The 25,823-nt window shown below is 62.4% G+C and carries 34 protein-coding genes, 1 tRNA gene and 1 pseudogene; 26 read left to right on the top strand and 10 right to left on the bottom strand.

Features of this window, described 5'->3' with window-relative positions:
• Positions 1 to 61: 61 nt before the first annotated feature.
• From DIZ22_RS17165 to DIZ22_RS17235, 14 genes are all read left to right on the top strand, one after another.
• Positions 62 to 226 carry a helix-turn-helix domain-containing protein gene (locus tag DIZ22_RS17165; protein ID WP_122928424.1) on the top strand — a complete coding sequence of 55 codons (165 nt, stop codon included), beginning with the start codon at positions 62 to 64 and terminating at the stop codon, positions 224 to 226.
• A gap of 6 nt (positions 227 to 232) precedes the next feature.
• The gene (locus DIZ22_RS17170; RefSeq protein ID WP_122928425.1) at positions 233 to 514 is read left to right on the top strand and encodes a hypothetical protein; all 282 of its coding nucleotides are present in this window, start codon (positions 233 to 235) and stop codon (positions 512 to 514) included.
• Positions 507 to 773: a hypothetical protein gene (locus DIZ22_RS17175; RefSeq protein WP_122928426.1), complete on the top strand. Its 267-nt coding sequence runs from the start codon at positions 507 to 509 to the stop codon at positions 771 to 773. The genes DIZ22_RS17170 and DIZ22_RS17175 overlap by 8 nt, the downstream gene beginning before the upstream one ends.
• A complete protein-coding gene (locus DIZ22_RS17180; protein ID WP_122928427.1) occupies positions 770 to 1,180 on the top strand; it encodes a hypothetical protein in 411 nt (136 codons plus the stop codon). Before DIZ22_RS17175 ends, DIZ22_RS17180 begins: the two co-directional genes overlap by 4 nt.
• An 85-nt stretch (positions 1,181 to 1,265) precedes the next feature.
• Positions 1,266 to 3,317, top strand: coding sequence for an AAA family ATPase (locus DIZ22_RS17185; protein ID WP_122928428.1), 2,052 nt, complete (start codon positions 1,266 to 1,268; stop codon positions 3,315 to 3,317).
• A complete protein-coding gene (locus DIZ22_RS21890) occupies positions 3,304 to 4,134 on the top strand; it encodes a hypothetical protein (protein ID WP_164488903.1) in 831 nt (276 codons plus the stop codon). Before DIZ22_RS17185 ends, DIZ22_RS21890 begins: the two co-directional genes overlap by 14 nt.
• 94 nt (positions 4,135 to 4,228) lie before the next feature.
• Entirely contained in the window at positions 4,229 to 4,447 is a 219-nt protein-coding gene (locus tag DIZ22_RS17200; protein ID WP_122928431.1) for a hypothetical protein, read from the top strand.
• 963 nt (positions 4,448 to 5,410) lie between these two features.
• The gene (locus DIZ22_RS21895; RefSeq protein WP_164488904.1) at positions 5,411 to 5,668 is read left to right on the top strand and encodes a DUF2442 domain-containing protein; all 258 of its coding nucleotides are present in this window, start codon (positions 5,411 to 5,413) and stop codon (positions 5,666 to 5,668) included.
• Positions 5,669 to 6,193: 525 nt separating this feature from the next.
• Positions 6,194 to 6,613 (top strand): hypothetical protein, encoded by a 420-nt coding sequence (locus tag DIZ22_RS17210; protein WP_164488905.1) that lies wholly within the window; start codon positions 6,194 to 6,196, stop codon positions 6,611 to 6,613.
• 38 nt (positions 6,614 to 6,651) lie between these two features.
• Positions 6,652 to 7,488, top strand: a complete 837-nt coding sequence (locus tag DIZ22_RS17215) for a hypothetical protein (RefSeq protein ID WP_122928434.1) — start codon at positions 6,652 to 6,654, stop codon at positions 7,486 to 7,488.
• Positions 7,481 to 7,912 (top strand): hypothetical protein, encoded by a 432-nt coding sequence (locus DIZ22_RS17220; protein ID WP_122928435.1) that lies wholly within the window; start codon positions 7,481 to 7,483, stop codon positions 7,910 to 7,912. Before DIZ22_RS17215 ends, DIZ22_RS17220 begins: the two co-directional genes overlap by 8 nt.
• On the top strand, positions 7,905 to 8,165 hold the full coding sequence (locus tag DIZ22_RS17225) for a hypothetical protein (RefSeq protein ID WP_122928436.1): 261 nt from the start codon (positions 7,905 to 7,907) through the stop codon (positions 8,163 to 8,165). The genes DIZ22_RS17220 and DIZ22_RS17225 overlap by 8 nt, the downstream gene beginning before the upstream one ends.
• Positions 8,158 to 8,571, top strand: coding sequence for an HK97-gp10 family putative phage morphogenesis protein (locus DIZ22_RS17230; protein ID WP_122928437.1), 414 nt, complete (start codon positions 8,158 to 8,160; stop codon positions 8,569 to 8,571). Before DIZ22_RS17225 ends, DIZ22_RS17230 begins: the two co-directional genes overlap by 8 nt.
• 1 nt (position 8,572) lies before the next feature.
• Positions 8,573 to 10,480: a phage tail length tape measure family protein gene (locus DIZ22_RS17235; protein ID WP_276309021.1), complete on the top strand. Its 1,908-nt coding sequence runs from the start codon at positions 8,573 to 8,575 to the stop codon at positions 10,478 to 10,480.
• 88 nt (positions 10,481 to 10,568) lie between these two features.
• Here DIZ22_RS17235 and DIZ22_RS22070 read toward each other — a convergent pair whose 3' ends face one another.
• Positions 10,569 to 11,174 (bottom strand): hypothetical protein, encoded by a 606-nt coding sequence (locus DIZ22_RS22070; protein WP_206364608.1) that lies wholly within the window; start codon positions 11,172 to 11,174, stop codon positions 10,569 to 10,571.
• 222 nt (positions 11,175 to 11,396) lie between these two features.
• Positions 11,397 to 11,579 (bottom strand): hypothetical protein, encoded by a 183-nt coding sequence (locus tag DIZ22_RS17245; protein ID WP_122928438.1) that lies wholly within the window; start codon positions 11,577 to 11,579, stop codon positions 11,397 to 11,399.
• Positions 11,580 to 11,959: 380 nt separating this feature from the next.
• Here DIZ22_RS17245 and DIZ22_RS17250 point away from each other — a divergent pair, with 380 nt between their 5' ends.
• Complete coding sequence (locus DIZ22_RS17250) at positions 11,960 to 12,223, top strand: hypothetical protein (RefSeq protein ID WP_010338526.1); 264 nt, start codon at positions 11,960 to 11,962, stop codon at positions 12,221 to 12,223.
• A gap of 28 nt (positions 12,224 to 12,251) precedes the next feature.
• Here the strand turns inward: DIZ22_RS17250 and DIZ22_RS17255 are convergent, their stop codons facing one another.
• A complete protein-coding gene (locus DIZ22_RS17255) occupies positions 12,252 to 12,608 on the bottom strand; it encodes a DUF2513 domain-containing protein (protein WP_122928439.1) in 357 nt (118 codons plus the stop codon).
• A gap of 4 nt (positions 12,609 to 12,612) precedes the next feature.
• Positions 12,613 to 12,813, bottom strand: a complete 201-nt coding sequence (locus DIZ22_RS17260) for a hypothetical protein (protein ID WP_240626751.1) — start codon at positions 12,811 to 12,813, stop codon at positions 12,613 to 12,615.
• A 91-nt stretch (positions 12,814 to 12,904) separates the two neighbouring features.
• Between DIZ22_RS17260 and DIZ22_RS17265 the strand changes: the two genes are divergently transcribed.
• The 6 genes from DIZ22_RS17265 (at position 12,905) to DIZ22_RS21905 (ending at position 15,370) form a co-directional block, all read left to right on the top strand.
• Positions 12,905 to 13,549 carry a hypothetical protein gene (locus tag DIZ22_RS17265; RefSeq protein WP_122928440.1) on the top strand — a complete coding sequence of 215 codons (645 nt, stop codon included), beginning with the start codon at positions 12,905 to 12,907 and terminating at the stop codon, positions 13,547 to 13,549.
• A gap of 2 nt (positions 13,550 to 13,551) precedes the next feature.
• Complete coding sequence (locus tag DIZ22_RS21900; RefSeq protein WP_164488906.1) at positions 13,552 to 13,728, top strand: hypothetical protein; 177 nt, start codon at positions 13,552 to 13,554, stop codon at positions 13,726 to 13,728.
• Positions 13,728 to 14,312, top strand: a complete 585-nt coding sequence (locus DIZ22_RS17270) for a hypothetical protein (RefSeq protein ID WP_122928441.1) — start codon at positions 13,728 to 13,730, stop codon at positions 14,310 to 14,312. The genes DIZ22_RS21900 and DIZ22_RS17270 overlap by 1 nt, the downstream gene beginning before the upstream one ends.
• Positions 14,309 to 14,632: a hypothetical protein gene (locus tag DIZ22_RS17275; RefSeq protein ID WP_122928442.1), complete on the top strand. Its 324-nt coding sequence runs from the start codon at positions 14,309 to 14,311 to the stop codon at positions 14,630 to 14,632. Before DIZ22_RS17270 ends, DIZ22_RS17275 begins: the two co-directional genes overlap by 4 nt.
• Positions 14,633 to 14,741: 109 nt before the next feature.
• Positions 14,742 to 15,071, top strand: a complete 330-nt coding sequence (locus DIZ22_RS17280; protein WP_240626752.1) for a hypothetical protein — start codon at positions 14,742 to 14,744, stop codon at positions 15,069 to 15,071.
• Entirely contained in the window at positions 15,065 to 15,370 is a 306-nt protein-coding gene (locus DIZ22_RS21905) for a hypothetical protein (RefSeq protein ID WP_164488834.1), read from the top strand. Before DIZ22_RS17280 ends, DIZ22_RS21905 begins: the two co-directional genes overlap by 7 nt.
• Positions 15,371 to 15,442: 72 nt before the next feature.
• Here DIZ22_RS21905 and DIZ22_RS17285 read toward each other — a convergent pair.
• Positions 15,443 to 15,534, bottom strand: a tRNA-Ser gene (locus DIZ22_RS17285).
• Between the two features lie 231 nt (positions 15,535 to 15,765).
• Between DIZ22_RS17285 and DIZ22_RS17290 the strand changes: the two genes are divergently transcribed.
• The gene (locus DIZ22_RS17290; RefSeq protein ID WP_048937992.1) at positions 15,766 to 16,569 is read left to right on the top strand and encodes a DUF1134 domain-containing protein; all 804 of its coding nucleotides are present in this window, start codon (positions 15,766 to 15,768) and stop codon (positions 16,567 to 16,569) included.
• Between the two features lie 3 nt (positions 16,570 to 16,572).
• Here the strand turns inward: DIZ22_RS17290 and dinB are convergent, their stop codons facing one another.
• From dinB to DIZ22_RS17305, 3 genes are read right to left on the bottom strand one after another with little or no spacing between them, the layout of a single operon-like run.
• Positions 16,573 to 17,670 (bottom strand): DNA polymerase IV, encoded by a 1,098-nt coding sequence (gene dinB, locus DIZ22_RS17295; RefSeq protein ID WP_048937991.1) that lies wholly within the window; start codon positions 17,668 to 17,670, stop codon positions 16,573 to 16,575.
• 48 nt (positions 17,671 to 17,718) lie between these two features.
• Positions 17,719 to 18,264, bottom strand: coding sequence for a DUF177 domain-containing protein (locus DIZ22_RS17300; protein WP_048937990.1), 546 nt, complete (start codon positions 18,262 to 18,264; stop codon positions 17,719 to 17,721).
• The gene (locus DIZ22_RS17305; RefSeq protein WP_010335815.1) at positions 18,261 to 18,788 is read right to left on the bottom strand and encodes a ubiquinol-cytochrome C chaperone family protein; all 528 of its coding nucleotides are present in this window, start codon (positions 18,786 to 18,788) and stop codon (positions 18,261 to 18,263) included. The genes DIZ22_RS17300 and DIZ22_RS17305 overlap by 4 nt, the downstream gene beginning before the upstream one ends.
• Before the next feature lie 162 nt (positions 18,789 to 18,950).
• On the opposite strand from DIZ22_RS17305, the gene bamE reads away from it, so the two are divergent.
• The 3 genes from bamE to DIZ22_RS17320 all read left to right on the top strand — a co-directional run bounded on the left by bamE (position 18,951) and on the right by DIZ22_RS17320 (position 22,301).
• Positions 18,951 to 19,463, top strand: a complete 513-nt coding sequence (gene bamE / locus DIZ22_RS17310) for an outer membrane protein assembly factor BamE (protein WP_004209273.1) — start codon at positions 18,951 to 18,953, stop codon at positions 19,461 to 19,463.
• A 515-nt stretch (positions 19,464 to 19,978) separates the two neighbouring features.
• Entirely contained in the window at positions 19,979 to 21,451 is a 1,473-nt protein-coding gene (locus DIZ22_RS17315; RefSeq protein WP_240626753.1) for a mannose-1-phosphate guanylyltransferase/mannose-6-phosphate isomerase, read from the top strand.
• A gap of 31 nt (positions 21,452 to 21,482) precedes the next feature.
• Complete coding sequence (locus tag DIZ22_RS17320; RefSeq protein ID WP_122928444.1) at positions 21,483 to 22,301, top strand: aminoglycoside phosphotransferase family protein; 819 nt, start codon at positions 21,483 to 21,485, stop codon at positions 22,299 to 22,301.
• A 3-nt stretch (positions 22,302 to 22,304) separates the two neighbouring features.
• On the opposite strand, the gene DIZ22_RS17325 is transcribed toward DIZ22_RS17320, so the two are convergent.
• Both DIZ22_RS17325 and DIZ22_RS17330 read right to left on the bottom strand, forming a co-directional pair.
• Positions 22,305 to 23,471 (bottom strand): nucleotide sugar dehydrogenase, encoded by a 1,167-nt coding sequence (locus DIZ22_RS17325; protein ID WP_122928445.1) that lies wholly within the window; start codon positions 23,469 to 23,471, stop codon positions 22,305 to 22,307.
• A gap of 197 nt (positions 23,472 to 23,668) precedes the next feature.
• Positions 23,669 to 23,974 (bottom strand): annotated as a pseudogene (locus tag DIZ22_RS17330) (AAA family ATPase); the annotation flags it as partial.
• Positions 23,975 to 24,079: 105 nt separating this feature from the next.
• Here DIZ22_RS17330 and DIZ22_RS17335 point away from each other — a divergent pair.
• The gene (locus DIZ22_RS17335) at positions 24,080 to 25,573 is read left to right on the top strand and encodes a phosphomannomutase (RefSeq protein ID WP_122928447.1); all 1,494 of its coding nucleotides are present in this window, start codon (positions 24,080 to 24,082) and stop codon (positions 25,571 to 25,573) included.
• The last annotated feature ends 250 nt before the right edge of the window (positions 25,574 to 25,823 follow it).

The following is a 25,823-nucleotide window of genomic DNA, read 5'->3' on the forward strand; positions in this document are numbered from 1 at the left end:
CTGAATAGGATCGCGCTCCAGAACTTAGCATGTCTAGCCCCGTCAACTGACGGAGAAAGACATGGAACCCCTGTGTTGCTCGGTTTCGGACGCGGCTAAGTCGATCGGCGTCTGCCGCGCCACCATCTATAACTGGATGCGCGAAGGCCGCATCGTCACCCACCGTGTCGGCGGCCGCCGCCTGGTCAAGATCGAGAGCGTAAAGCGCCTCGTGGAAGCGGCATGACCTCCCATGATCCAGAACCGAAACGCCCCCGGCCATAAGGCCGAAGGCGCTCTCAATCACTGTGGGGGTGACGAGAGCGCTTATAGCACGGCAGCGTCCGCGCAGACCATCGAAATTACGCATGAGGCTTTCGGCTGCGGCTTTGATGTCGTGGTGAAACCTCAGATCGTGCCCGACAATCAGGGCTGGGAATTCCGCGAGCATGCGCAGGCGATGGCTTTCGCGCAGTCGCTACACCAGCAGCATGGTTGGGCCATAGTCGACCGGACGGGAGGCACGCATGCATAGTGCCGTCATCAGCCGGCGCCGCAATGTTTTGCGCGTCGCTTTCCCGATCGTTCGGGCATGGCTCGTTTACCGCGCTGCCCGGTTGGATGGCGAGATCGACGGGTGGATGGGCCACACCATCGGCATCCCCGAACCTGACGACTACGTGACGCCGATCGCTTCCTATGATCTGGTGATGAGCGCGGTTTCCTCGTCGGATTACCGGATGGGCCTGCCGATCATCGTCAGCGACTATAAGCAGGGCGAGGTGGCAGCGTGACGATCAGCACCGATATTGCCGCCCGTCTGGGCAAGATCGCGGCCCGGCTTGAATCCGCACATGATGGCGAGATCCTGGCTGCCGCGCGCATGCTGGTGAAGCAGCTTGGCGGACATGGCCTCCGCATTGCCGACGTGATCGAGCGGGGCGTTTCCGGCGGGAATGTTGGGTATCGCGTGCCGCACCCAAATATTGGGGCTGCCCCCTCCCCACCGTTCGCCACACATGTGCCCAAGATCGATGCCCTTCTTCATGACGCTATTTTCGTCAGCCAGTATGCGACGCCCAAGACGCTGCGGAGCCTGCTGAAGATGCGGGAGGCTCGCCACATCGATCCGGTGGAAATGAGCTGGATTGACGGCCTCTTGCAGAAGGTGCGCGATCTGCGCGCCGGGAGGGCTGCATGATCGCCCTGTTGGAGTTTTCCTACGGGTATCGCCCTGTGCTTTGCATCATCGTCATGGATCGTGACGCACGCATCGGGAGGGCCGGATGACCCTCGCGCAGGACATCACCAAGCGCTTCAATGGCGACTGGCACGGTGATTATGGGGCTTTCCCGACGCCGGGCCACAGCCCGAGCGATCGCGGCACGACCGTGAAGGATGATCCCGGCGCTCCTGACGGCGTGCTGATCAACTCCTTCAACGGTGGCGATGCGATCGCCATCAAAGACCAGTGCCGCGAATGGGGCATCCTTCCCAGCCGCGACGCCGATCAGATCCGCATCCGCTCGACATGGCGGGTGACCGGCTCGTTCGAATATGTCGATGAGGACGGCGCAGTCCTTTACCGGACGCAGCGCCGGGAGAAGGCAGGCGAGCGCAAGAAGTTCGTCGCTGAGCGGCTCAACGGCACGGAATGGGCGGGCGGCATCAAAGGCGTGAGGCGCGTTCTGTACCGCCTGCCCGAAATCCTCGCCGCGCCGGCCGATGAACCGGTCTATCTGGTCGAGGGCGAACGGAAGGCCGACAAGCTGGCGTCATGGGGCCTGATCGGAACTGCGGTGGCGTTCGGGTCCAATGGCTGGCTTTCGTCCTATGCTGATGCGTTGGCGGGCCGCACCGTTATCATTCTGCCCGACAATGACGATGTGGGCCGCGCCTTTGCCGAGAAGGCGGGCGCAGACCTGCAGGGCGCCGGCTGCTCTATCCGTATCATTGACCTTCCGGGCCTGCCGCCGAAGGGCGATATCATGGACTGGTCCGGCAGCGCGGACGATCTGCGCGCGCTGGTCGAGAAGGTGGAGGTGCCGGCGGCAGAGACATTCGCCGTTGCCGATCTTGGCGCATGGTCGACAATCCAGCCGACGCCCAAGGCGTTCATCATGGCGGGCTTCGTGCCGGCGCGGGAGTTGACCCTGGCGACCGGCGCCGGTGGAGCGAACAAGTCGACCTTCGGCCAGCAATTGGCGACGTGCTGCGCCGCGGGCGTTCCCATGCTGGGCATCGATGTCATGCAGGGCCCGGCCCTCTATATCACCGCCGAGGATGATGACGACCGTCTGCACTGGATGCAGACGCACATATGTCGCGCGCTGGCGGTCGATATGGCCGGCATGGTGGGGAAGCTTCACCTCGTCTCCCTGCGCGGGCGTCTGGGCAATGAGCTGGCGACGTTCGACGCAGAGGGCAAACTGCGCCCGGCGCCGTCATTCCAGCTTCTCAAGGCGACGATCGAGCAAACCGGATCCAGCCTTGTCGTGCTCGACAATGCCGCGCACCTGTTCGCTGGCAACGAGAACGACCGCCAGCAGGTCACCGCGTTCGTGAACCTGCTCTATAGCTTGTGCCGCGATCTCGGGGTGACCATCATCCTTGTCGCGCACTCCAACAAGGCCGGTGATAGCTATAGCGGCTCTACCGCCTGGCTTAACGCCGTGCGCTCGCAGATCGTCCTGCAGCGGCCGGAAGGGGCAATCGATCCCGACGAACGCCTGCTGACACTCGGCAAGGCCAACTATGCCCGCCAGGGCGAAGAGCTGCGCTGTCGCTGGCATGAGTTTGCACTGGTGCGGGATGAGGATTTGCCCGCCGATCTGCGTCAGGAAATGGCGGCTACGGTCCAGGCCAGTCACGATAACGACGTGTTCCTTCGCTGCCTCGACATTCGTAATGGGCAGGAAAGGGCGGTGTCTGAGAATGCCGCATCAGCCAAGACCTACGCGCCCAAAGTCTTTGCCGAAATGCCCGAATCCAAGGGGGTCGGGATTAAGCGGCTGGAGGCTGCCATGGACCGCCTGTTCCGTACCGGATCTATCGAGCGCGGCTTCCTGTGGCGCGAGGATCGAAAGGATAAATTCGGGCTGCGCCGACCCTGCGCTGACCCTGCACAAGAGTGCGCTGACCCCCGCGCCGACCCCGCGCCGACACGGTGCGCCGACCCCGCGTTCACCCCGCTCCAACCCCGCACGCACACACACCCTATATCTAAAGATATACCGGGCGCGGCCTTGCAAGGCCCCGCGCCCGATCTGGATGATGATGGGCTGGACGAAAGCGGGGACATCATCGGGTGGAATGACAAACCTCATGGAGGCCGCTGATATGTCCCGGAAGACAAAAACTGACCAAGCCACACCCGCGCCGAAGAAGATTGACCCAGGTCCGCGGACGCGTCGCGCGATTGAGGCTGCCGACGCCGCAACGCTGTCTCGTCCGATGCGTGCCTATGTCCAATGGGAAGAAATGCCCGACGGAGAAAAGGTCATGGCCTCACCCCATGCGGATGCGGCCGGCAATGGGCAGCAGATGTTGAACGCATTTGGCACCGCGTCTTCCAATTTCATGCTGCGAAACCTCCAGTCGCTTGAAGCCGCGGTTCGCACCAGAAACCAAGAGCATGGAAGTGAAGCCTTCAGCGTGAATGCTGCGCTTGCCCTGATGGAGGCGATCGGTCCGCAGGATGAACTGGAGGGCTCCCTCGCGGTCCAGATTGCAAGCAACCATGCATTGACGATGGAAATGCTCTGTCGGGCGAAAGGCACCGACAGCGTCGAACATTTACAGCTGTATGGGAACATGGCGGTCAAGCTTCAGCGCACCTTCACTGCCCAGATCGAAGCTTTGGCGAGGATGCGCGGCAAGGGTCAGCAGACCGTCCGGGTGGAGCATGTCACTGTCGAGCCTGGCGGGCAGGCGATCGTGGGCGATGTCCACCACTACGGGAGGGGGGCGGGAGCCTCATCCAAGAACGAGGATCAATCACATGCAACCGGAAATCCTGGCGGCAGCACGGCGCTGCCTAGCCCGAACCCGCTCGGGGCAGGCATGCCAATCACCAGCGGTAAAGGGCCGGAAGCGGTGCCGCATGCACGGCGGCACAAACCCCGGCGCACCGCGCGGAAACCAGCACGCGACTAAGCACGGCATCTACTCGGCTGAGATGATGGAAATCAGGCGCGAAATGGCACGGATGCAGCGCCAGTGGCGCGAACTGAAAAGGCAGATTTGACCCATGAACGAAGCAGAAATCACCTTTGCCCGGCAGTCGGTTTTTCTAGCCGATACCCACTCGATCGCGGACCTGGCTATCCTGATGCTGGGCGACCGGGCGGCGAGCATGCTGTTCTCCGCCGCGCTAGTGGCGCTGGACCGCACGCACGGGCCTGCGTCGGTGGATATCATGCAGATCTGGACGGAATCGCTTGGCGTGGCTGGTGAGGGGATGAATTGAAGGGGCGTGCGTCACGCACGCGCCGCTACGCAAAAGCTGGCCCAATGCGCGCGCGGGCAATGATCGATAGCATCATCGTGTTGGGCCTCCACTAGGTTGTCAGGCTGGTGGGGAAACGTTTCAATAGGGGGCGCTACGCGCCGAGTATTGCCCGTTAACGAGAACTCGAGGGGGAGGGAGCCTCCGCCAACGGGCAAAATCCGCGCGTCGGGCGTGTTCGCATGATCAGGCCGCGATAGGCCGTCAGTGAAAGAGCAGCCACAACAAGATGATCACGGGGATTGGAACTCCAATCAGCCAAAGCAAAATACCCTTTCCCATTTCGCGATCCTCTCAATTGTGTTGCTGTAGAAACGCGTCAACGGAGGGGGTGTTCCAGATGCGATCGAAGGTCCGAGGCGCGCATTCGGGCGCCCGTGCGGCCAGTTGCAGCCCTCTCCCGTCCGTATAGGGGCATTCCCACCACCGCCATTTTGCGCGCATGGAAAGCGCCGGCCCGATCATCTCCAGCAGCCCACCGCCCCCAAACTTCGCCGATGTGTTCGTCCGGTCAGGCTGGCGCGGTGTGCGCAGGGAATTCGGAACGCCGGTAGAGCGCAATCGTGCATGGCTTGCGCAGTGTGGGCCTGATGTTCGGCTCCGTCGCATCGATTGGCTGCGGCACTCTCCATCGGGAAAAGCTGGCAGGCCGGCTACATCGCGGCCGGAATGCTGGAAGCCATGCCCGCCCGCCTTCCGGGAAACCTTCATCCGCTTTGGCTGGCGCGGAATCGAGGCCGCCTTTGGTGCCCGCAACGGCGTCAATCTGCGCTGGATCGAACAGAGCGGCGGCGAGGGACTGAGACAGGAGCGAAAGCGGTATCTAGCTCGCCTGCGCTCCCTCAGGTCCGAGAAAGCCGAGCGCGAGGCCGCCAGCCGTCAACATGCCCGCGCGCTGCACCATGCGATCCCGGAGGGCCTGCCATGTTTGTGAATGCCCGGATCTGCGATGTCGCCTTTGCCGGCCGCCAAGTGCAATTCGAGCTGGGCGACGAGCGGATCGTCACGGTGCCGCTTGAGTGGTTCCCTATCCTTTCCCTGTCCCCGGTGGGCGATCGGGAGGACTATCAGATCGAGGATGACGGCCGGGTCGTCGTCTGGCCCAGCCTGGGCGAGCGCATCACGGTCGACGGCATTCTGCTGACGCGGACGCCGCCGGGATTCGGTGATTGTGATGGGTAGGCGGTGGGAAGCCGGGCGCCGGCTATCCCGTGTTCCGCGCAATTCCGCGATCCGGTGGGGATAATTGGCGGACTAGGTGTCTGCCAGAGAGCCCGACGCTCCAAATTGAAACGTCGGGCTCTGCGTTCAAAACGCCAGCCGGATCAGTTCAACCAGCACAGCGGTAATAACCGCCGTCCAGTTGACCGGCCACTTCCATGGATTCATCGAACATACTCGCGTAAGCTCAATGCGCATCAAGCGGGTTAAGTTAACTGCGCCAGGCCTAGCGCGTGTGTCGCTCGCATGTGGAGCGCTAATATCTGGGGATACAGGTGGTTTGCCTTGCTGCTTCTGACTGTGCGTCCACTGGGTCGAATCAGGTGCTAAACTCTGTATGACCTACTTAACGCGAATCTATTAGAAGTCAATTCTACCGTCCGTATAAGCCCGCCCTGCCAGCGCGCAATCTCCCTCCTGTGTCGCCCGATCTACCCCCGGCGCGGCGCGGTTGCCCCCGAACCCATGGGGTGGATGGAGATGAGAATGTTCTACGACCAAAAGGGTCGCCCAGATCCCAACGGAAATTGCCAGATGATCGACGGCAAGCTTGTACTTCGCCCTGGTCATAGCGTGCGCTTCGACATCAGCATGATCGATTCCATGCCCACGTCTTCGGTGTTCCTGACCGACAGCGGCACGCAGATCTCCGACGCCCAGTTGACCACTTTCCGCGATAGCGATGAAGGCCGCCTGGCTGTCGCTTACGCCAAGTCGGTTCACAATCTGAACAGCAGCTGCAACGGGCCCTGGACCGACCAGATGGAGCGCCAAGCGCTCGCCGACGCCATGGCCGTCAAACCGCGCGACAGCCTCATCTCCGATGCAGCAATGGCCGATGCCAAGGCCAAGGAAAACGCCGCCTATCAGCGCTCGGTCGCCGCTCTCAATCGCTCCCGCAACTGACATTCCTCCGCCCCGAACCGGGCAGAAAGGACCATATCATGAAGCCGCTGGAAGAACGTTTCCATTCCATGATGAAGCCGCGTGCGACGGCGACCGACATGCAGGCCGTAATTGCGGAGATTGGAGCGGAAGTTGCGCGCCTTAGCGAGGCCGCCGACCTGGCTCGCGCCAAGTCGCTGGATGGCGCAATCTCCGATGCTGACGCTGAACAGGCCCGAACTGATGAACAGGGGCTTCGGTTTGCGATCGAGCGCTGGATTTCGCGGAAAGAAGCGCTCTCCGGCCGCTTCGCGGAGAGGACGCAGAGCGATGCGGCGCAGGCGCTGCGCAAAGAATATGATGATGCCGCCGCTGAAACCCAAGTGCTGGCCGATGATCTGAAGGCGCGCATTCCCGGCCTTCTGGCCGAGTTGGCGGAATTGCTCGGTCGGATCCGTGCAAATGACACTCGTGTCGAAAAGGCTAACCGCAACCGCCCCGGCGGTTCTCCCAGCCTTCTCGGAGCGGAGCAAATCGCACGCGGCTACATCGGCATCGCGTCTTGGCCTAACATGAGCCCGGTGGAACGACTGGTTGATATCGTTCTGCCCCGCTTTGACGGAGACGGACGCATTTGGCCCATCGCCCTTCTGCAGGGCATTCATCCGCTGGACAATGGCGCAGCTAGGGCGGCTGCGATCGAACAGGAAGCCAGCAAGAAGCCGTTCCGAGTTCGTCGCACTGATCAGCGCCAAGGGACCGTCCGACTGATTCACGCTGATGGGATCTTCAATCTCGGTTTCCAAGAATACGATTGCTGGCTCTATCCGCACCAGATCGAAGCTTGCCGGGCAGCCAAGATGACCGTCGACGCAAGGGAGGCTGCTGATGCCTAAGCTGACCTACCTCGCCGCCCAGCCCTTTGCCGGCGGCACCTACCGCATGGAGCTGGGACCGGACCAGATCATGGAGATCGAGACAGGCATGTCGCGTTCCGCCGATCACATGGTTACAATGCAGCGCTATTTCGGCGTGAAGCCCATGCCGATCTTCGAACTGTTCTCGCACATCATGTCGGGCCGGGTCGAGCAGGGCGAGGGATCGATCGGCAACCCCTTCCGTTCCGGCGCATCGATGGCGCTCATCTCCAATGTCGTGCGCCTGGCGCTGATCGGCGGCGGGGAATGCAGCCCAGCCGATGCCCGGCAACTGGTGGCCGACAATGCCCCGCCCCATTGCCCGCTGCAGGAGCTTTGGAACATCGCGGCGGCTGTCATGTACGCCACGCTCGTCGGTATCGATGAGTCTGGTAATGGCTGAGGGGGGCGGCACGGTGGATATCGACGCCGCCCGCCGCATCGCCGCGACCTACCCGCCCGAAGCGCGCTGCGTGCCCCGCGCCGAGCGGGAAGCCTATCTGACCGAAACCCAACAGCTCGCTTGGCTGCTCAGGTTCCATCCGAAGGAGGCGGCGGAGGCACTGTCCGCCGCCCCTGCCCCCGCGTCGACGCATATCCGTGCTGATCGCGTTCGCCCGCGCGCGCATCCCCACCGGGATTCCCATCATGGCTAACGTGAAGGGGGCCGATGCCGTGCTGCGCCGGTTCAAACGGCTGGCTTCGCCAGAGATGAAGGAGGCGGTGCGCGGGACGCTCTATGTGGGCGGGGGGCTGCTGCAGGAGGAAGCAAAGCGCTCCATTATGGAGGGCAGCGTGTCGGGCAAGAATCACGTGCCCAGCAAGCCTGGTGAACCGCCCAACAACGACCTGCACGAGCTTCACAACAGCATCATTGTTCGCCAGGCGAAGGACGATCCGACGATCGTGGAAGTGAGCGCGACCGCAGCGCACGCGGTCCCCCTCGAATTTGGCACGGGCGTCATGGCCGAGCGCCCCTTCATGCGCCCCGCTGCGCGCGCCACCAAGGATAAGGTCGCGCGGCTCGTGACAGCCGCCGTCACCCGCGAAACGGAGAAATAGCATGCCCGTTGCCGATGAAGTCGTCGTCCGCCTCCGCGCCGACAGTTTTGATTTCGAGTCCCGCATGCGATCGGCGGCTTCGACCACCGTCCGCGCGACCGATGCCATGGAAAAGGGCACCGAACGCGCTGCCTATGCCGGCCGCCAGATGGGGCGGCAGTTCGCCGACGTTGGCGCGCAGCTGTCCGGCGGTCAGTCCATGTTCACGATCCTCGCCCAGCAGGGGCCGCAGCTTGCCGACGCCATGGCGGACCTGGGCGGCAAGGCCGGTGCCGTGGCATCCTTCTTCGCCGGGCCATGGGGCGCTGCCCTGCTCGCCGCCGCGTCCGTCGCCGGCACGCTGACCGCTGCCGTCCTGGCCGAGGATGATGCAACCGAGAAGCACACCAAGGGCGCCAAGTCCCTCACCGACGCCATCAACGATATGACCGAAGCGTCGAAGGGCGCCATCCAGACATCGCAGCAGGCAGAGCAGCAGCATTATAACGAGGCGGCCGCGCTGGCTGCCAAAGCCGAGGCGGCGCGCGTCGCCACGATCCGGCTCATCCAGGCTGCCAAGGTACGCCTCGAAACGGCCGATCGTCAGGCCAACGAGCAGGGCGATCCCGAGGGCGGTGTCAATTTCGGCATCACCGCCGGCGCCACCCAGGAGCGCGAGCTGACGCGCCTCAATGCCCTGCTGAAAGAGCAGAATACCGAACTGCAGGCGCAATATGCCAATGTTCGCCGCTCAGCGATCCCCCGACTGCAGCGCGAGGCTGCGGAAGCCACCGATAAGGCCGCCGCCGCGACCGGGCGCTATGACCGTGCTCTGGGCAAGCTCAACGACCGGCTCGAGGCCGGCAAGATCACGCCTGGCGCCTATCGCACCGAGCTGGAGAAGCTGAACCGGACCCGCGATGCCGAGGTTGCCGCGGCGAACAAGAGCGAACGCGCCACCAAGGCCGATGCATCCGCCAAGCGCGACGCGGCGAAGGCTGCCAAGGAGGCTGCTCGCGCCCAGCAGGAGCTTCAGCAGACGCTGGAGCGCATCGTGGGCAAATTCGACCCGGTGCGATCCATCGCGATCGAGACGGGCAAGGCGCTCAAGGATATCGACATGCTGGAGATGAAGGGCGTGCTGTCCTCCGTCGACGCCCTCACCTATCGGCTCGCCCTCGCCCGCGACCAGGCCCGTGCCGTTGCTGATGCAGCATGGAAGAGCCAGGAACAGCGCTGGATCGATGTCGGCTTCAATGCCGGTGACTTCGACGGCTCCAATGTCCGCAAGGAGATCGATCGTGATCTGGACCTGCGCCAGGATGCAAACGACAGGATCGCCGAGGACTTCAAACGGAAGCAGGAGGACCAGTTGCATGCGCTGGCCGGGCTCTACGAAGACCTGTTCCGCGGCGGCACCGATGCGATCTGGAGCGACTTCAAGGCCATGGGCTTCCGCATCATCGCGGAGACGCTGGCGAAGTTCACGCTGGGCCAGATCAACGGCACTGGCGGCGGCTTCAATGTCGGCAATGCGCTGCAGTCGGTGGGATCGGCCCTGGGCATTTCCGGCGCACGCGCGGCCGGCGGCCCGGTCATGGGCGGGAAGACCTATCTGGTCGGCGAGCGTGGGCCTGAGCTGTTCCGTGCGCCGTCGTCGGGCATGATTGTGCCGAACAGCCAACTCGCCGTGGGTGGGGAGAGGCTGAATGTACCTAATAGGGCTGTTAAGGCAGGAGGCTCCGGCTCCGTTACCGTGGTGCAACATCTCAACATCGACGCACGCAACAGCGTAACGCCCGAAGGGTTTGCAAAGGATATTCTCACTCTTTCGAGGCAACAGGCTCAGTCGGCGGCAAACTCAATGGGGCAGAACGTGCTCAAGGCCGTGCCGGCGCGCATGTGGCGATATGAAATTAACGGAACATAACCACGCGGCGCCGGCGACGATCAACAAATATGCCCAGCTGAAAGGGTGACGGCGCTCCCGGTTCGAGGCGCCGTCACTGCTGCGCTGATCAGCGCGGATTGATCTCCAGCGATTTGTCGACCATCGGCCGCGGTGCAGGTGTAGCCGCCGCGCGTGGCTGCACTGGAGCCGATACCGGTTCGGCCGCAGCGACGGGAGCGACGGCTGCAGGAACGGCAGGTGCAGCGCGTGCCACGAAAATCGGGATCGGCTCAGCGGTAAAGGCATTGGCCATCTGGCCCGGCAGCATTTGCGCCGATCGACCGCTTACGAGGATCGAGCCCAGCAGCGCCGCCGCCGTATTGCCCTTCCCTTCCTGGCGATGGACGCCGCGCAGCGCATAGTTCTGGCCGCGAACGTTCACGCTATCGAACTTCACTTCGAACTTGCCCGACTTGCCGCCGATCGCCTTGCCCGTCTTCCACGCGATCGTGCCAGCGACCTGCGAGCCGCGCGGGATCGCGACGACGCCATTTTCCACGATGTCGTTGACTACCGAGAACGACACGCGTGTGCCGACCTCGACCTTCTTCGAAGTGATCTCCTCGTTCGGCGTGACCGTGATAAGCGTGCTGGCCGGCAGGGCGCCGTCGCCCTGAGCATAAGCGCCAGCTGACGCGGTCAACGCAGCCGCGCAAATCATTACTCGAATCATGATACCCCCAGATTATCCCTCGGCGCGCCTTATGCGCCGCGCCGTTATGGACGGTATCATTTGCGCAATTGTTAAGCCGTGATGGCTGTCACAAGCGCCGCCCACAAAAAAGCCCCGCAGCGAACGAGCGCGCGGGGCTAGTCGGGGAGGATGGCGAGCAGGGGTGTGCCGCCGTCAGCCGCTAGAGCAGGGTTGTGTTACGACGATGTGGCAGACCGACGCCTAAGCCATCTCAAGATCGCCGCCCTGTTCAGCATCCGCCTCCATTGAGCGAACGTGCTTGAGATAGTTGGCCGCCAGAGCGAGATGAACCCTTTTGGCTGACGGATCGCTGGTCATATTGGCTTTCCGGATCTCAGTCCTGGCGCGGCGCTCATAATAGGCCTTGTCCGAAATTCTGCGCATTTTGCTCCTCCTTGAGTTGAACAAAAGCGACCTCGTTGAGAGACCGCTATCCCAGGCAGCGAGCCTTGGGACGCTCCGAATTTACCAAAGAGCGGCTCGATTCTTCAAGAGGGCAGCCACGAAAAAGCCCCGCTCGATCACTCGGCGGGGCTAGTCGAAGGTCAGCAAGCAACGGGGGGGCTCGCTGGGCAGTATTACACGCGAACGGGGGGATCGTTCCATGGGGGGGCGCCGCGAACTGGTCGGGCGGGGTTCTATGATTGCGGGAAAACCTCGATCGCAGACTGAAGAGGTAGGAACATCCTGTCGCCATTGTCATATTCTCGGAAACCGAGTTTCGGCTAGGCGTGAACAATTGAAATGAAGATTGAGCGGTAGATATGAAACCCAGCTACCCATGGCCGGCTATGATGCGCAAGCGTACGGCAGCGGCCTACATCGATCTATCCGTTGCCGCATTCGAGCGTGAGGTCGCCACAGGTGCTTTGCCAACCGGATATCTGCTGGGAGGGCGCCTTAGCTGGAGCAAAAGGCAGATCGATGCCGCGCTGGATCAACTGACGGGCGATGGGGAATATGATTGGCGAAAAGATACGCCGCTCTATCGCGAGCTACTCGATGGCGACACGCGCAAGCCCCGTTAGACCCCACCCGTGTGAAGGGTGTGCTCAACTACATCATCGGTAGACCAAGAGACGCGGCCTTTGCTTTGGCGTAGCCGATAGCCATTTCTGCTATCATGCTGAAGGAAAACGATCCAACCTTCGCCACGCCCTCCTTGGTCTTGGTCCAGATTTCAGGGTCGCGCACGCTGTCGAGAAACTCATGCCCTCTCCAGCTTATTCGATAAAGGCCGCGGCCCTGCTCTTCCAAGAGGCCACCTGACCTGAGCAACTGAACATACTCGACCATTTCGCCGGGCTTTTCGATGCCGCCCAGAAGCTCCGGCTTTAACATCATATGATAGGGGCCATCACGATCTTCCAATGCCAGCAAAAGGCTGCGCACCTTATCCATATCGCGCTTCATCAGATCACGTCCCCTGCGCCGTCATCCCAAGCCGCATGAGCTTGCGCACCGCTTCCGGCCGGGTCGGTTCATCTTCCTGGGCGGCGATCCATGAATCGAGCGCGGCCAGGTCGGCCGGCTGCAGTCGGACGCCGACGAGGACGCCTTTGCCAGTGGGCGCCGGGCCTTTTCTCTTCTTTGTTATCACGGTATCTTGATCAGCCATTAAAGGCGTGATAACACGGTAGCGACCTGAAGGAAAGTTGGCGCTTTCCTCCAGGCCTGACCGCAACCCCTGGTGAAGAGGGATTGAAGCTATGAACGACCTAGCATTGTCTAGGCGCGCCGTCACGCGCGCGCTTTTCCTACTCCCTGCCGCTGCTGTTCCTGCTGCTGCCGTCGCGGCGCCGGCATTTGTGTGCGCTCCCGCCAGCCCAAGCGCCGAGCTGCTGGCGCTCATCACTGCATATCGCGCTAAGGCTGACGCCTGCACCGCGCACACGTGCAACGTCTATTCGCCGACGCACTCCGCCTGGCAGGCTGAGGTAGAAGCGATCCCGCATCTCACCACCAAGACTGGCTATCAATATCTCGGTGAGGTTCACCAGCTATCGACCGATCGCCCCGGCCATGTCGCCGCTGCAAAGTCGGCCGCGAAGCTGGCTCCTGGCGGCCTTTGGTCGGCCGAATATGAAGCCTGCTGCGCGGAGCTTCGCGATCTGGTGGCGCAGCGGGAGGCTCAACGGGTCGCCCTCGATCTCAAATATCAGGTCAATGCGTTGGGCAATGAGAACGACCGGCTGGGCGACGTTGCCTATGATGTGCTCTGCGAGATCGAGGACTTCCCGTCCCGCACGATCGCTGACCTGCTCACCAAGCTCGACTTGATCGATGAGACCGCGGGCCAGCTCGATATCGACATGGTGCGCCGTGACCTGCGCCGCATCGCGGGGGAGGCATGACCATGGCTCAGGTGATCTCTTTCCCCGCTCGACGGGCCACTGCCGAGCTTCCCGATAGCGCATCGGATCTTCAAGAAGCCCGCTACCGCGTCAACTTCTTTCGCAACAGGCTGGCATGGTGGGAGGCCGAACTGGCCATGCTCACCATGGGCGCCGCCGCTAACGATCGGAGGGCGTGATGACCGATCGTCGCGCATTCCTCGCGGGCCTGACGCTCGCCCCGGCCGCCATTGTCATTCCAGCGATGGCCGCCGCACCCGCAACCCAAGATCCTGCATGGCTGGCGCTGCTGGCCGCTGAACGTTCGGCATCTGCGCATTTCACTGCGGTGGCCGCCGAACACGACGACGCGCACGATCTGCTTTTCTGGACCCGAAACACTCTCACGGATGCGTGGGACAAGGAGCGATCAGAGGCAAGCAATCCCGGCAAATTCATCGATGCACGGCCATCTTCCGAAAGCCAGGATGAACGCTGCGCGGCGGGCATCCGTGATTTCAACGCCAACAATGCACGATTGCGGGTTGAGAAGGCTAAGATCGAGGAGCGCGCCCGGCAGGCATCCGGGTTCGCAGATGTGGATCGGCTATATGAGGCGGCGTCGTCTCGCCATCGTTCCGCAATTGCGGCGGTGATCGCCCACCCAGCGCGCGACCCTGACATCATTGCTGCCAAGCTGCGGCTTCTCATCAAGGAGTTTGGAGACGAGACTGGCGACCTCGGGCCACTGCTTTCCTCCATCACCGGGGAGGCTCGCGCATGATCCTCTATCGCCAGAACTACGCCGCGCTAACCTTCGTGCCCAAGCCGCGGAAGCGTAAGCCGATCCTGAGCATCCGCCCGCGCCGCGTTCGTGGTCGGCGGAAGCCCGATGCGCCAACCGGTGCGACGCGGCCGGCCTTCGACCTGCTCAGCCGGATAGATGAGATCCGCGATCGGCATGGGCTCAGTGACAGCGCGATCGGCCGCCAAGCGGTCAATGATCCGAATCTGGTCTACGCATTGCGCGACGGCCGGCGGATCAGGGAGCAGACACGCGCGAGGATCGAGGCCTGCCTCGACCAGATCGAGGGAGGGCGCTGATATGGCGAGTAGAGCCCCAAAGCCCCTGCCCTATCGCCAGCGCCATCGGCGGACGTGGCTTCGGCGTCACGATCGCCGGCGCGCCCAGCCAGTTCCGACCGTTGCGGCCATGCTGACGGTCTTTCCGGTCCTCCGCCGCGCCGAACTGGAGCGGATCGCGCATCGGGCGATCGACCGGATGGACGAGATCGACGGCGACCCCGATCTGGAATGGAGCGGCGACGAGTTCGACACCGGCAATAGCGAGGACGAGCAGTTGACCGGCCACGCGCTTGTTCCAGCCGGTCCCGGTTGCCTGATCAGCGACGCCGGCGGCGGCAATGTCGAGGATGAGGGGCAGATCAACGAGATCGAGCCCTACACCGGGCCGATAGCAGGACCAGGATCGCGTGACATCGCAAATGAGCGCGCGCCGCACCCAGGCAATCGGCCATGCTGATCCGGCGCCGCAATGCCGAGGACCAGCAGCTTCCGCTTATCGAGCCCAGTGCAATCCCCTTTTCTGGGGATAGCCCAAAAGGCGGCCGGCTAGCCCAGGACGCAAGCTACCTCTCCCCGATCCTTCTGGAGATCGAAAGGAGGCTCAGAGCGACGGGAATGTCCGCCAGCCGATTCGGGCGTCTCTCGGTGAATGATCCGCGCCTGGTGCATGATCTGAGGCGCGGACGCGATCCGTCCTCGCGCATCGTTGCCCGCGTCCGCGCATTCATGGCCAAGGATGCCAGCGAAAAACGCTAGTGGGCGGAATGGTGGGGAAGAAATCCCGGCGGCAGAAAAAATGCCACCTTTTCAACGTTATAGATGGAAAGGTGGCGGAGACGGAGGGATTCGAACCCTCGGTAGCCCCTTAAGGCTACGACGGTTTAGCAAACCGCTGGTTTCAGCCACTCACCCACGTCTCCGCACGAATTTGCCTACCGGAAACCGGGAGGCAGTGGCTAGGCGACGGGCTATAGCGACGGCATTGATCCATGGCAACGGTCCAAATGTGCGATTTTTCATGCGGATTTGCACAATCGGATTCAATCTGGCTTAGAATCGACTCCGGTGGGCGTTCGTTCATTGTCGTTTCAGCTTGGCGACGGATAATCTGACGGATGTTTTCAAGAGCGGGCTTCGGGGAGTATCGGGTAATGATCGGCAGCATGGGGCGCACGGGCGCCCGCTTCGCACGGGTGGGTGCCCTGATGGCGGCACTCGGCGGGCTCCTGCTGGCGCCGGTCGCCAGCGCGCAGATTCGCACGGTCGATCCCAACACGGCGATCGATTCCGATCTTGCGCCGCCGCCGGTCCAGAACAGCACGCCGACCGATCCCGGTGTCGACTCCAGCCTGCCGCCGCCAGCCAGTTCGACTGATTCCGGCACTTATAATGCCGCTCCCGCTGCCGGCGGTGCGACCGCCACCGGCGCGCCGGTCACCTCCAATTCCCCGCCAGCCGCGATGGCGCCGGGCGAATCCTATCAGGAAGATGACCTGATCGGCGCGGCCGAAGGCGTGTTCGGCAAGGGCGCCGAGGGCCTGGCCGGCATCATCGAGAAGATCCTCAAGGATCAGGGCCAGCCCAATGCCTATATTTCCGGGCGCGAGGCGTCCGGCGCCTTCGTGGTCGGCCTGCGCTATGGTTCGGGCACGCTCAACCACAAGATCGAGGGCAAGCGCGAAGTCTATTGGACCGGCCCGTCGATCGGCTTTGACGTCGGTGGCAATGCCGCCAACACCTTCGTCCTGGTCTATAATCTCTACGACAGCCAGGATCTCTACCACCGTTTCCCGGCCGCCGAAGGCACCGCATATCTGGTCGGTGGCTTCACCGCCAGCTATCTGCGCTGGGGCAGCGTGGTGCTGATCCCGATCCGCCTGGGCGTCGGTTATCGCCTCGGCGTCAATGCCGGCTATATGAAGTTCAGCGAAAAGCGGACCTGGCTGCCCTTCTGACGGTCATAGCAGGGAGAGCTGGGCGCCCGCGTCGCCGCTCTCCCCCGCTTCCCCCTCGCCTTCCAGATTATGCACGCCCAGGCCCAGCAGCCGGGCGCCCATGCGCAGCGGCAATTGCGCCTTCAGCAGCGCGCGACCAGCGTCCACCAACTGTTCGACTGACCGGACCGGCGCGGCAAAGCTGCGCGACCGGGTGATGATGCGGAAATCGGCGAACTTCACCTTCAACACCACGGTCCGGCCATAGGCCTGCGCCTTCTCGATCCGGGCCCACAGGCTTTGCGCGATCCGCTCGATTTCGCGCAGCAGGGCCTCCTCGGCGACAAGATCCTCGAAGAAGGTATCCTCGACGCTGACTGACTTGCGCTCCTGCCGTTCATGCACCGGCCGGTCGTCCTCACCCCGCGCGGCGCGATAATAGAAGAGCGCGCTGCTGCCGAAATGGGTCTGGAGGAAGGACAGGTCGCGATCGCGCAGGTCGGCGCCGGTCTCGATCCCAAATTTGTGCATTCGTTCGGCGGTAACCGGACCGATGCCGTGAATCCGCCGCACCGGCATGCGCGCCATGAAGTCGGCGCCTTCCGCCGGCCGCACCACGCACAGCCCGTCGGGCTTGTTCTGGTCTGACGCCAGCTTGGCGATCAGCTTGTTGTAGGACACTCCGGCCGATGCGGTGAGGCCCGTTTCTTCCTGGATCAGCCGCCGGATTTCCTGCGCCACCTGCGTCGCCGATGCGATGCCCGGCTTGTTCTGCGTCACGTCCAGATAGGCCTCATCGAGCGAGAGCGGCTGGATCATGTCGGTGAAGCGCGCGAAGATCGCGCGGATCTGGGCAGATACGCTGCGATAGACCTCGAACCGCGGCTTCACGAACAGCAGCTCGGGGCATAGCCGCCGTGCCCTGGCACCCGGCATCGCCGATCGCACCCCGAATTTCCGCGCTTCATAGCTGCAGGTGGCGACCACGCCGCGCGGACCGCCACCACCCACGGCAATTGCCTTGCCGCGCAGACTCGGGTCGTCACGCTGTTCGACCGACGCATAAAAGGCGTCCATGTCGATATGGATGATCTTGCGCAGCGTGGGCGGCGGGGCGTCCATGGCCGGCCTTATGCCACCATGGGAACGAAAGGGAAACAGTCGGGCGTGTCAGCCCTTCTTCTTGCCCTTTTCATCCTTGGCCATGGCCAGCAGTGCGGCAAAGGGGCTGGCCTGATCCTCGGTCAGCACCCCGGCCTCGCGCAGATAGCTGTCGGCCTCCGGCGCGCGCGGATAGGGCTCCATCGCCAGCGCCACCGTCTCGGCTACCGCTTCGCCCATGTCGATGACATTGCCGTCATAGCCGATCGTGTCGCAATCCTCCGCGTCCAGCTCCAGTTCCTCGCCCTCGGGCAGGTCGCCGCTCTCGGGCACGAAGCGCAGCAGGAAATCGGTATCGATGGTTTCGGGCACCGGCAGGCCGGTGGCGACGCAGGGCTGGGCCAGGGCGGCGCGCACCCGACCGCGTGCCAGGATCGTGCTGCCCTCCGCGCTCAGCTGATAATCCGCCTCCAGCCGGTCGAGCGCCAGCAGCGCAAAACGGCGCATCAGCGCAGCACGCTCGCCCTCATCGGCGCTGATGGTCACCAGGCTGTCACCCAGCTTGCCCAGCTGGTCGGCGCGCACGGGGCGCGAAAATTCGATCATGTCGCTCATCCAAGGTCTCCAGCCAGCAAGGCGTCGCGGGTCAGGCAGGCCAGCCTTGTCCAGCGCGCGCGCAGCGCGCCCTCGACATGGGCCAGGGCGTCCGTCGACGGGGCATCACCGCGATACAGGTTTCGGCGCAGCGCATCCTCCAGATCGCCCTCCCCCGTCAAGGCCGCACGATAGGCCGCCAGTCGCCCGCCCAGCGCGCTCATCATCCGGCCGATATGCTTGCCGACGACAACATCGCCAATCCCTTCCTGGCGCAGCTGGCCGTCCATGTCGTCGACGAACAGCTCGGTCAGCCACACGCTGTCCTGCGCCGCGCCCAGCGCCTCCAGCCGCATCAGCACCTGCGCCAGTATCGCGACGATCATGTCGAACCGGCCGTCCAGCGTATCGGGCACACCGCCCTGCAGATACCAGTGCGGCTGCCGTCCTTCGGCCACCACCGCATGATAAAGCGGCATCAGGCCGGCCTTCGGATCATCGCGGCCCAGCAGGCGCTGGAGGAAGGAAGGACGGGATTGGGACATGGGTTGCCGTCTTTTCGTGATGGAATGTGGGCCAGCGGGCTTCGCGGGCGCGTGCGCCCCTTGCCGGGGCCTGCGCATTTCCATATTGATCGCTGGGCCGCCCGATGCAATGGCGGCTTTCTGTTTCTTGGGTTCGCGGGCCCGTCCCCGCAGGAGAAGACCATGCGCAAGTTTAGCCGCCAGTCCCGCCGCGGGCGTTTCCTGCTGGCTCTGGGCCTCGGCGCGATCGTGATCAGCGCATCGGGCTGTACCCGCATCCGCACGCATCAGGGCTATCAGGTCGACAAGCTGCTGGTGGACTCCGTCCAGCCCGGCATCGACAACCGTGCCTCGGTCGAAGGCACGCTGGGCCGTCCCAGCTTCGTCGCCCAGTTCGGCGAACAGGACTGGTATTATGTGTCGCGCGACATGCGCTCGCTCGCCTTCTCCAACCCCAAGCCGGTGTCGCAGACCGTGCTGCATGTCCGGTTCGACCCGGCGGGCAATGTCGTCGCGGTCGATCGCATGGGCCTAGAGCAGGTCGCGCACATCTCGCCGACCGGCGACAAGACCCCGACGCTGGGCCGTCATCGCAGCCTGTTCGACGAGATTTTCGGCAATATCGGTGCCGTGGGTGCCATGGGTGCCGGCTCGGCCGGTGGCGCCGGTCCGGGCGGCGGCCCGAACGGCAGCTAAGGCTGGCCGCACTGCGAAGATATAGGCGCCGTCCTGTCCATCATGGACCGGGCGGCGTTTTTGTTCGGACGGCATGACCTGGCCATTGGATCGGCAGCGGTTCAACCTGCGACAGACACAAAAAAACCGCCGTTTCCGGCGGTTTTTGCTTCCTTCCTCACCAAAGGAAAATGGTGCCAGAAGAGGACTCGGAGTCAAAAAATATACAATTGTTTTAGAAACTTAACGGTAGAGATCGGCCTTCGTTGGTACCCTTAAATGTACCCGCAGTCCGAAGTGGCGAAGTGGTTCGATGCCCAAAATCGCCTTCTCGACAAAATTTATCTATCTGTCCGCGTCTACCATAATCCACCTCGATCCGCACCTAATGAACGCCGATTTTTCCGCCTCAGAAGCTGATACGCTGATTCGACGTCCGTCAAATGCGCAGAAAATCACGAAGTCGCCTTGTAGCTGCAAACAATCTCTGCATAGAGTTGCTGCGGCCGTCATGAAATGGTGTCAGGGGGGTCTTGATGGATAATATGGCACAGCCAGCGGCGGCAGATTCCGGCATGCGCATCACACCCGTCATATTGGCGGGCGGATCGGGCACGCGGCTTTGGCCCTTGTCCCGCAAATCCTATCCCAAGCAATTCGTGCCGCTGGTGGGCGACAATACACTGTTTCAAGCCGTGGTTCGCCGCCTGTCGGGCACGACGGACGATTTCGCCTTCACGCGGCCGATGGTGCTGACAAATGCGCTGTTCCGTTTCATCATCGCCGAGCAGTTGACGCAGGAAGGCATCGATCCCGACGTCATCCTGATCGAGCCGGAAGGGCGCAATACCGCACCCGCCATATTGGCTGCCGCGCTGCATCTGGCGGCGCGGCAGCCCGATGCTGTCATGCTGGTCGCGCCGTCCGACCATGTGGTGCCTGATGTCGCCGCATTTCAAGAAGCGGTGGGCCAGGGGCTGGCCGCGATCGACAGGGGCGATCTGGTGACCTTCGGCATACAGCCGACGCGACCTGAAACCGGCTATGGCTATCTGGAGATCGCAAGCCGACCGGACGGGTCGGGCGCGCCCATCAGCCTGACCAGCTTTGTCGAAAAACCCGATGCCGACCGCGCGCAGAAGATGCTGGCGACCGGCAACTATCTGTGGAACGCTGGGATTTTCCTGTTCGCGGTCAAGGATATCATCGCCGCGTTCGAGCTGTACACGCCTGCCATGGTGGACAGTGTGCGCATGGCCGTCGAACAGGCCGAGGCGGATCTGGGCTTCCTGCGCTTGGCGGTCGATCCGTGGAGCAAGGCGGGCAATATCGCCATTGATGTCGCCATCATGGAACGTGCCGACAACCTGTCCGTGGTCCCCTATGATGCGGGATGGTCTGACTTGGGCGACTGGGACGCGGTGTGGAGCCACATGCAACCCGACGCGCAGGGAGTATCGCTGTCCGGCGCGGCAACCGCGATCGATTGTCGCAATGTGCTGCTGCGGTCCGAAAGTGAAGGGCTCGAGATTGTCGGCCTTGGTCTGGACAATATCGTCGCAGTGGCGATGAACGACGCGGTGCTGATCGCCGACAAATCGCGAACGCAGGACGTGAAGAAAGTGGTCGAGGCGCTGCAACGCAAGGGTGCGGTGCAGGCGGACACCTTCCCGAAGGATCATCGCCCCTGGGGCTGGCACGAAAGCCTGCTGATCGGCGGGCGGTTCCAGGTTAAGCGCATCACCGTGCTGCCGGGCGCATCGCTGAGTCTGCAAAGCCATTTCCACCGATCCGAACATTGGATCGTGGTGGAGGGGACGGCGCGCGTCACGCTGGACGGCGAGATATCGGTGCTGACGGAGAACCAGTCCATCTATATCCCGGTCGGCGCGCAGCACCGGATCGAAAATCCGGGCCGCATCCCCATGGTCTTTATCGAGGTGCAGACCGGTCCCTATGTGGGGGAAGATGATATCATCCGCTACGAGGACCGTTATGCGCGGGCATGACCATGACCACAGTGGCTGATAACAGGCCTTGATGAACGAGCGGACGGCCTCTTATTCCTTCATCGCAAAAGGCGCGAGTGCGGAACTCTTAGACATGGGCGGAGGACGGGCGCTCAAGCTGTTCCACGACAACGTGCCCGACGAGATGATCGTGCGCGAGGCGGATGCATCCGTCCATGCCGGAGCGTGTGGTGTGCCAACGGCGGTGGCGATCGGGCGGCAGAGCCGGGACGGGCGGCGGGGGATCGTCTATCCGCGGCTTGAGGGCGCGACGCTGATGGACTGGATCCGTCGCAATCCGATGCGCGCAGGATGGGCCTTGGACCAGATGGTTGAACTCCATGCTACCATGCATAGGGCGAGAGGAGGGGCCTTGCGGTCGTTGAAACAAGTGCTGGCGACCGATATCGCCTATGGCCCTGCACCCGATGCGCTGCAACGCGCGGCCATCACCTATCTGGAAGCCCTCCCGGATGACGACGTCTTGACCCATGGTGACTTTCATCTGGGCAATGTCATGATGACGCCGCAGGGGATGATGGTGATCGACTGGTCGAAAGCGGCCGCGGGCCATCCGGCCGCCGATGCGGTGCGGTCCGAAATGTTGATGCAGTTCGGGATAGGGCCTACAGACCGGGTGACGAACCTGTGGCGCGACTGGGCAGCGTGGCGGTTGCGCAAGTGCTATAGAAAGACGAGCGCCGTGAGCGTACGCGGTATGGACCAGTGGCGCCCCGTCGTCGCGCTGGCTTGGCTGCGCGCGCGCGATGCCGGACGTACGCCCGCCTTCCTGCACTATCTGGACAAAGCGTTGCGCAGGAGCGGGATCGGCAGCCTGCGCCCTAGATGACGATCAATCCGATCCAAACAGATCCCGCGTAAAGATCTTGTCCGATACATCCTCTATATCCAACGTCATGCGGTTGGCGATGATGATGTCACATTCCTGCTTAAAGACGGAAAGGTCGCGCACAACGCGGGAACCGAAAAATTTTTCCTCCTGCATCCCCGGTTCGAAGATCACCACCTCGATGCCCTTGGCCTTGATGCGTTTCATGATGCCCTGGATAGAAGATTGGCGGAAATTGTCGGACCCCGCCTTCATCACGAGGCGGAAAACACCAACCTTGTTCGGTCGCTTCGCAATGATCTGGTCGGCCAAGAAATCTTTGCGTGTATGGTTGGCTTCCACTATCGCGCGAATGAGATTTTGCGGCACTTCTGAATAATTGGCCAGCAGCTGCTTGGTGTCCTTGGGCAGGCAATAGCCGCCATAGCCGAAGCTGGGATTATTATAATGCGATCCAATGCGGGGGTCGAGGCCGACGCCTGTTATGATCTGACGCGAGTCCATGTCATGTGCGATAGCGTAGCTGTCCAGTTCGTTGAAGAAGGCGACGCGCATGGCAAGATAGGTATTGGCGAACAACTTTATCGCCTCTGCCTCGCTGGGGTCGGTGAAGAGGATTTCGACATCCTTTTTCACCGCGCCCTGCAACAGCAGATCGGCAAAGATACGCGCCCGATCCGACCGTTCGCCAACGATGATGCGCGAGGGGTGAAGATTGTCGCGCAGCGCCTGACCTTCACGCAGGAATTCCGGGCTGAATATAACCTGATCGGTGCCGAGGCGGCGGCGGACATCCTCCACGAAGCCGACGGGGATGGTCGATTTGATCACGATGGTCGCATCGGGGCTGGCAGCCTTGGCCACTTCGATCACCGCCTCGACCGATGAAGTATCGAACTTGTTGGTAGCGACATCATAGTTAGTCGGTGTCGCAACGATCACATAGTCAGCGCCTGTCAGCGCCTGGTGCGGATCTACGGTAGCGGTAAGATCGAGAGGGTGGGAGGCGAGAAACGCTTCCAGCTCGGCATCGACGATCGGCGACTTGCGTGCATTGAGCATGTCGACGCGTTCTGGCGTGATGTCGACCGCACGCACTTCATTATGCTGGGCCAGCAATACGGCGTTGGATAGGCCGACATAGCCAAGTCCGAAAACTGTGACCTTCATTCTTCGTTCTTCCGCCCATTTCGCTAAAGTGAGTTTGCTCTGTCCCAGACGAGGCATCCGTCATCCTATTTCATCCGCTCTGCGTCGGATGAAATCTGGTTACAACCGTTCATCGGACGGGACACAAGAGTAATTTCTTCTTCTCCCGTCAAAATATGTGAGAAAGGACATTATCACATATAAATGCTTTTGGGCTGGACCAGCTTCGCCCCGGCTTGTCTCGCATGGGACAATACCCGTTCCATCTGCCTGGGGCCGGTCATGCCGGCTTTGTCGATCACCAGCACGTCAGTGGAACCAAGCTGCTCGCATCTTTGATCCCACTGATATTCGAAACTGGCGAGCGTTCGCGACCGGATGCCCGATCCACCTTCCAGATTCTCGGCCGCTATCCCCGATAGCACCGAGCCGCGCATGGAATAGCCCTGCGCTTCCCAAGCCTCGCGCGCTACCCCTAGAATCGCCGATCTGCCCCTGCCGGCATAGCCAATCACCGATGCCACGTGGATCGCCCGTGAAGCGCCGAAGCTAATATGATAGGATGAGCGGCTTTATAGGTGAATGAGAATAAGTTAGGGACTTAGTCGAGCCACATAACCGAGGGGTTCATGACGCAATCCGTTTCCATCGCCGACCTGATGGCACAATCCGGCGTTGCGTTCGGGACCAGTGGGGCGCGTGGTCTGGTCAGCGCGATGACGGATCGAGTTTGCTTCGCTTATACGACCGCTTTCCTGCAACATCTGACCGCCATCGGGCAGTTTGCGCCCGGCACTGCCGTCGCCATTGCGGGCGACCTGCGGGAGTCCAGTCCGCGCATCATGGCGGCCTGTGCCACGGCGGTGCGGCATATGGCCGGGACGGTCGATCATTGCGGGTTCGTGCCATCGCCTGCGGTGGCCGCATATGGGTTCGCAAAGGGTATCCCGTCGCTGATGGTAACGGGCAGCCATATTCCCGACGACCGTAACGGCATCAAGTTCAACCGCGTCGATGGCGAGGTGCTCAAGCCCGACGAAATGGCGATCCGGGCGCAGGACGTGGCCTTGCCCGACCTGTTCGACGAAGCCGGGATGCTGAAGGACGGCGCGCGCGCAGAGCCGCTGATGAATGCCGCCACACCTTATATTGCGCGTTATGCCGATGCTTTCGGGGCGCAGGCGCTGAGCGGTATGCAACTTGGCGTCTACGAGCATTCGGCGGTCGGGCGTGACATATTGGTCGCGCTAGTCGAGGCGCTGGGCGGCACGGCCGTGTCGCTGGGCCGGTCGGAAAAGTTCATTCCCGTGGATACCGAGGCGGTTCGCCCAGAGGATCAGGCACTGGCGCGGCAATGGGCGACGGAGCTGGGGCTGGATGCCATCCTGTCGACCGATGGGGATAGCGATCGCCCCTTGCTGGCGGACGAGAGCGGCGTGTGGATGCGTGGCGACGTGCTGGGCATATTGTGCGCGCGGGCGCTCGGAATCGCGGCGATCGCGACGCCGATCAGCTGCAACAGCGCGGTCGAACTGTCGGGACTGTTTAGCGACGTAGCTCGAACCCGGATCGGGTCGCCCTTCGTGATCGAGGCGATGCAAGCGCTTTTGGCAAAGGGGCAGGAAAGCGTCTGCGGCTATGAGGCCAATGGCGGCTTCCTGTTGGCAACGCCGGTCGAAGTGGACGGGCGAACATTGGTCGCGCTGCCGACACGGGACGCGGTGCTGCCGATCCTGTCGGTGCTGGTCGATGCACGGCGGCGCGGCGTGACACTGTCGGAGCTTCAGGCGCAGTTGCCCGAACGCTATACGTTCAGTGAGCGGTTACAGAATTACCCAACGGTGCAGAGCCAAACGCTGATTGCGCATCTGGAGCGGGGGGATGAGGCTGCAATCCTGGCGCGGCTGACCGCCCTGTTCGGGGCACTGGCGGGCGAAGCGGTCGCGATCGACCGGACCGACGGGCTGCGCATCCGTTTTGCGGACGGCGACATCATCCATTTGCGGCCAAGCGGCAATGCGCCGGAGCTACGCTGCTACACCGAAAGCGACAGCATGGAGCGGGCGGCGATGCTCAACGGGCAGGTGCTGGGGCTGTTGCGGGATTATAGCGTTCCGGCCTGATCGGGGCCAGGCCGGAACGTTCATGAGACAATGGGTGCGACAGTTGTGACGCATTTTTTTATTGTGCAAGATATTGATGAATATCGATTATTTTCCGAAGCATTGTTCGCTGCCCGCGCCAATATGGTTGTTCTTCTTTTTAATTAGTGACTTGCAATGATGTGGATTTTCCAGAAATGACAGGCTGTAGATGTCGTCGTCCCAAAAATAGATAGGCTGTGCTCCTGCGATAGCAGGAGTCTGGGGCGGC

Origin of the sequence: Sphingobium sp. LF-16 (assembly GCF_003711185.1) — a bacterium.
GTDB classification, from domain to species: Bacteria; Pseudomonadota; Alphaproteobacteria; order Sphingomonadales; family Sphingomonadaceae; genus Sphingobium; species Sphingobium yanoikuyae_A.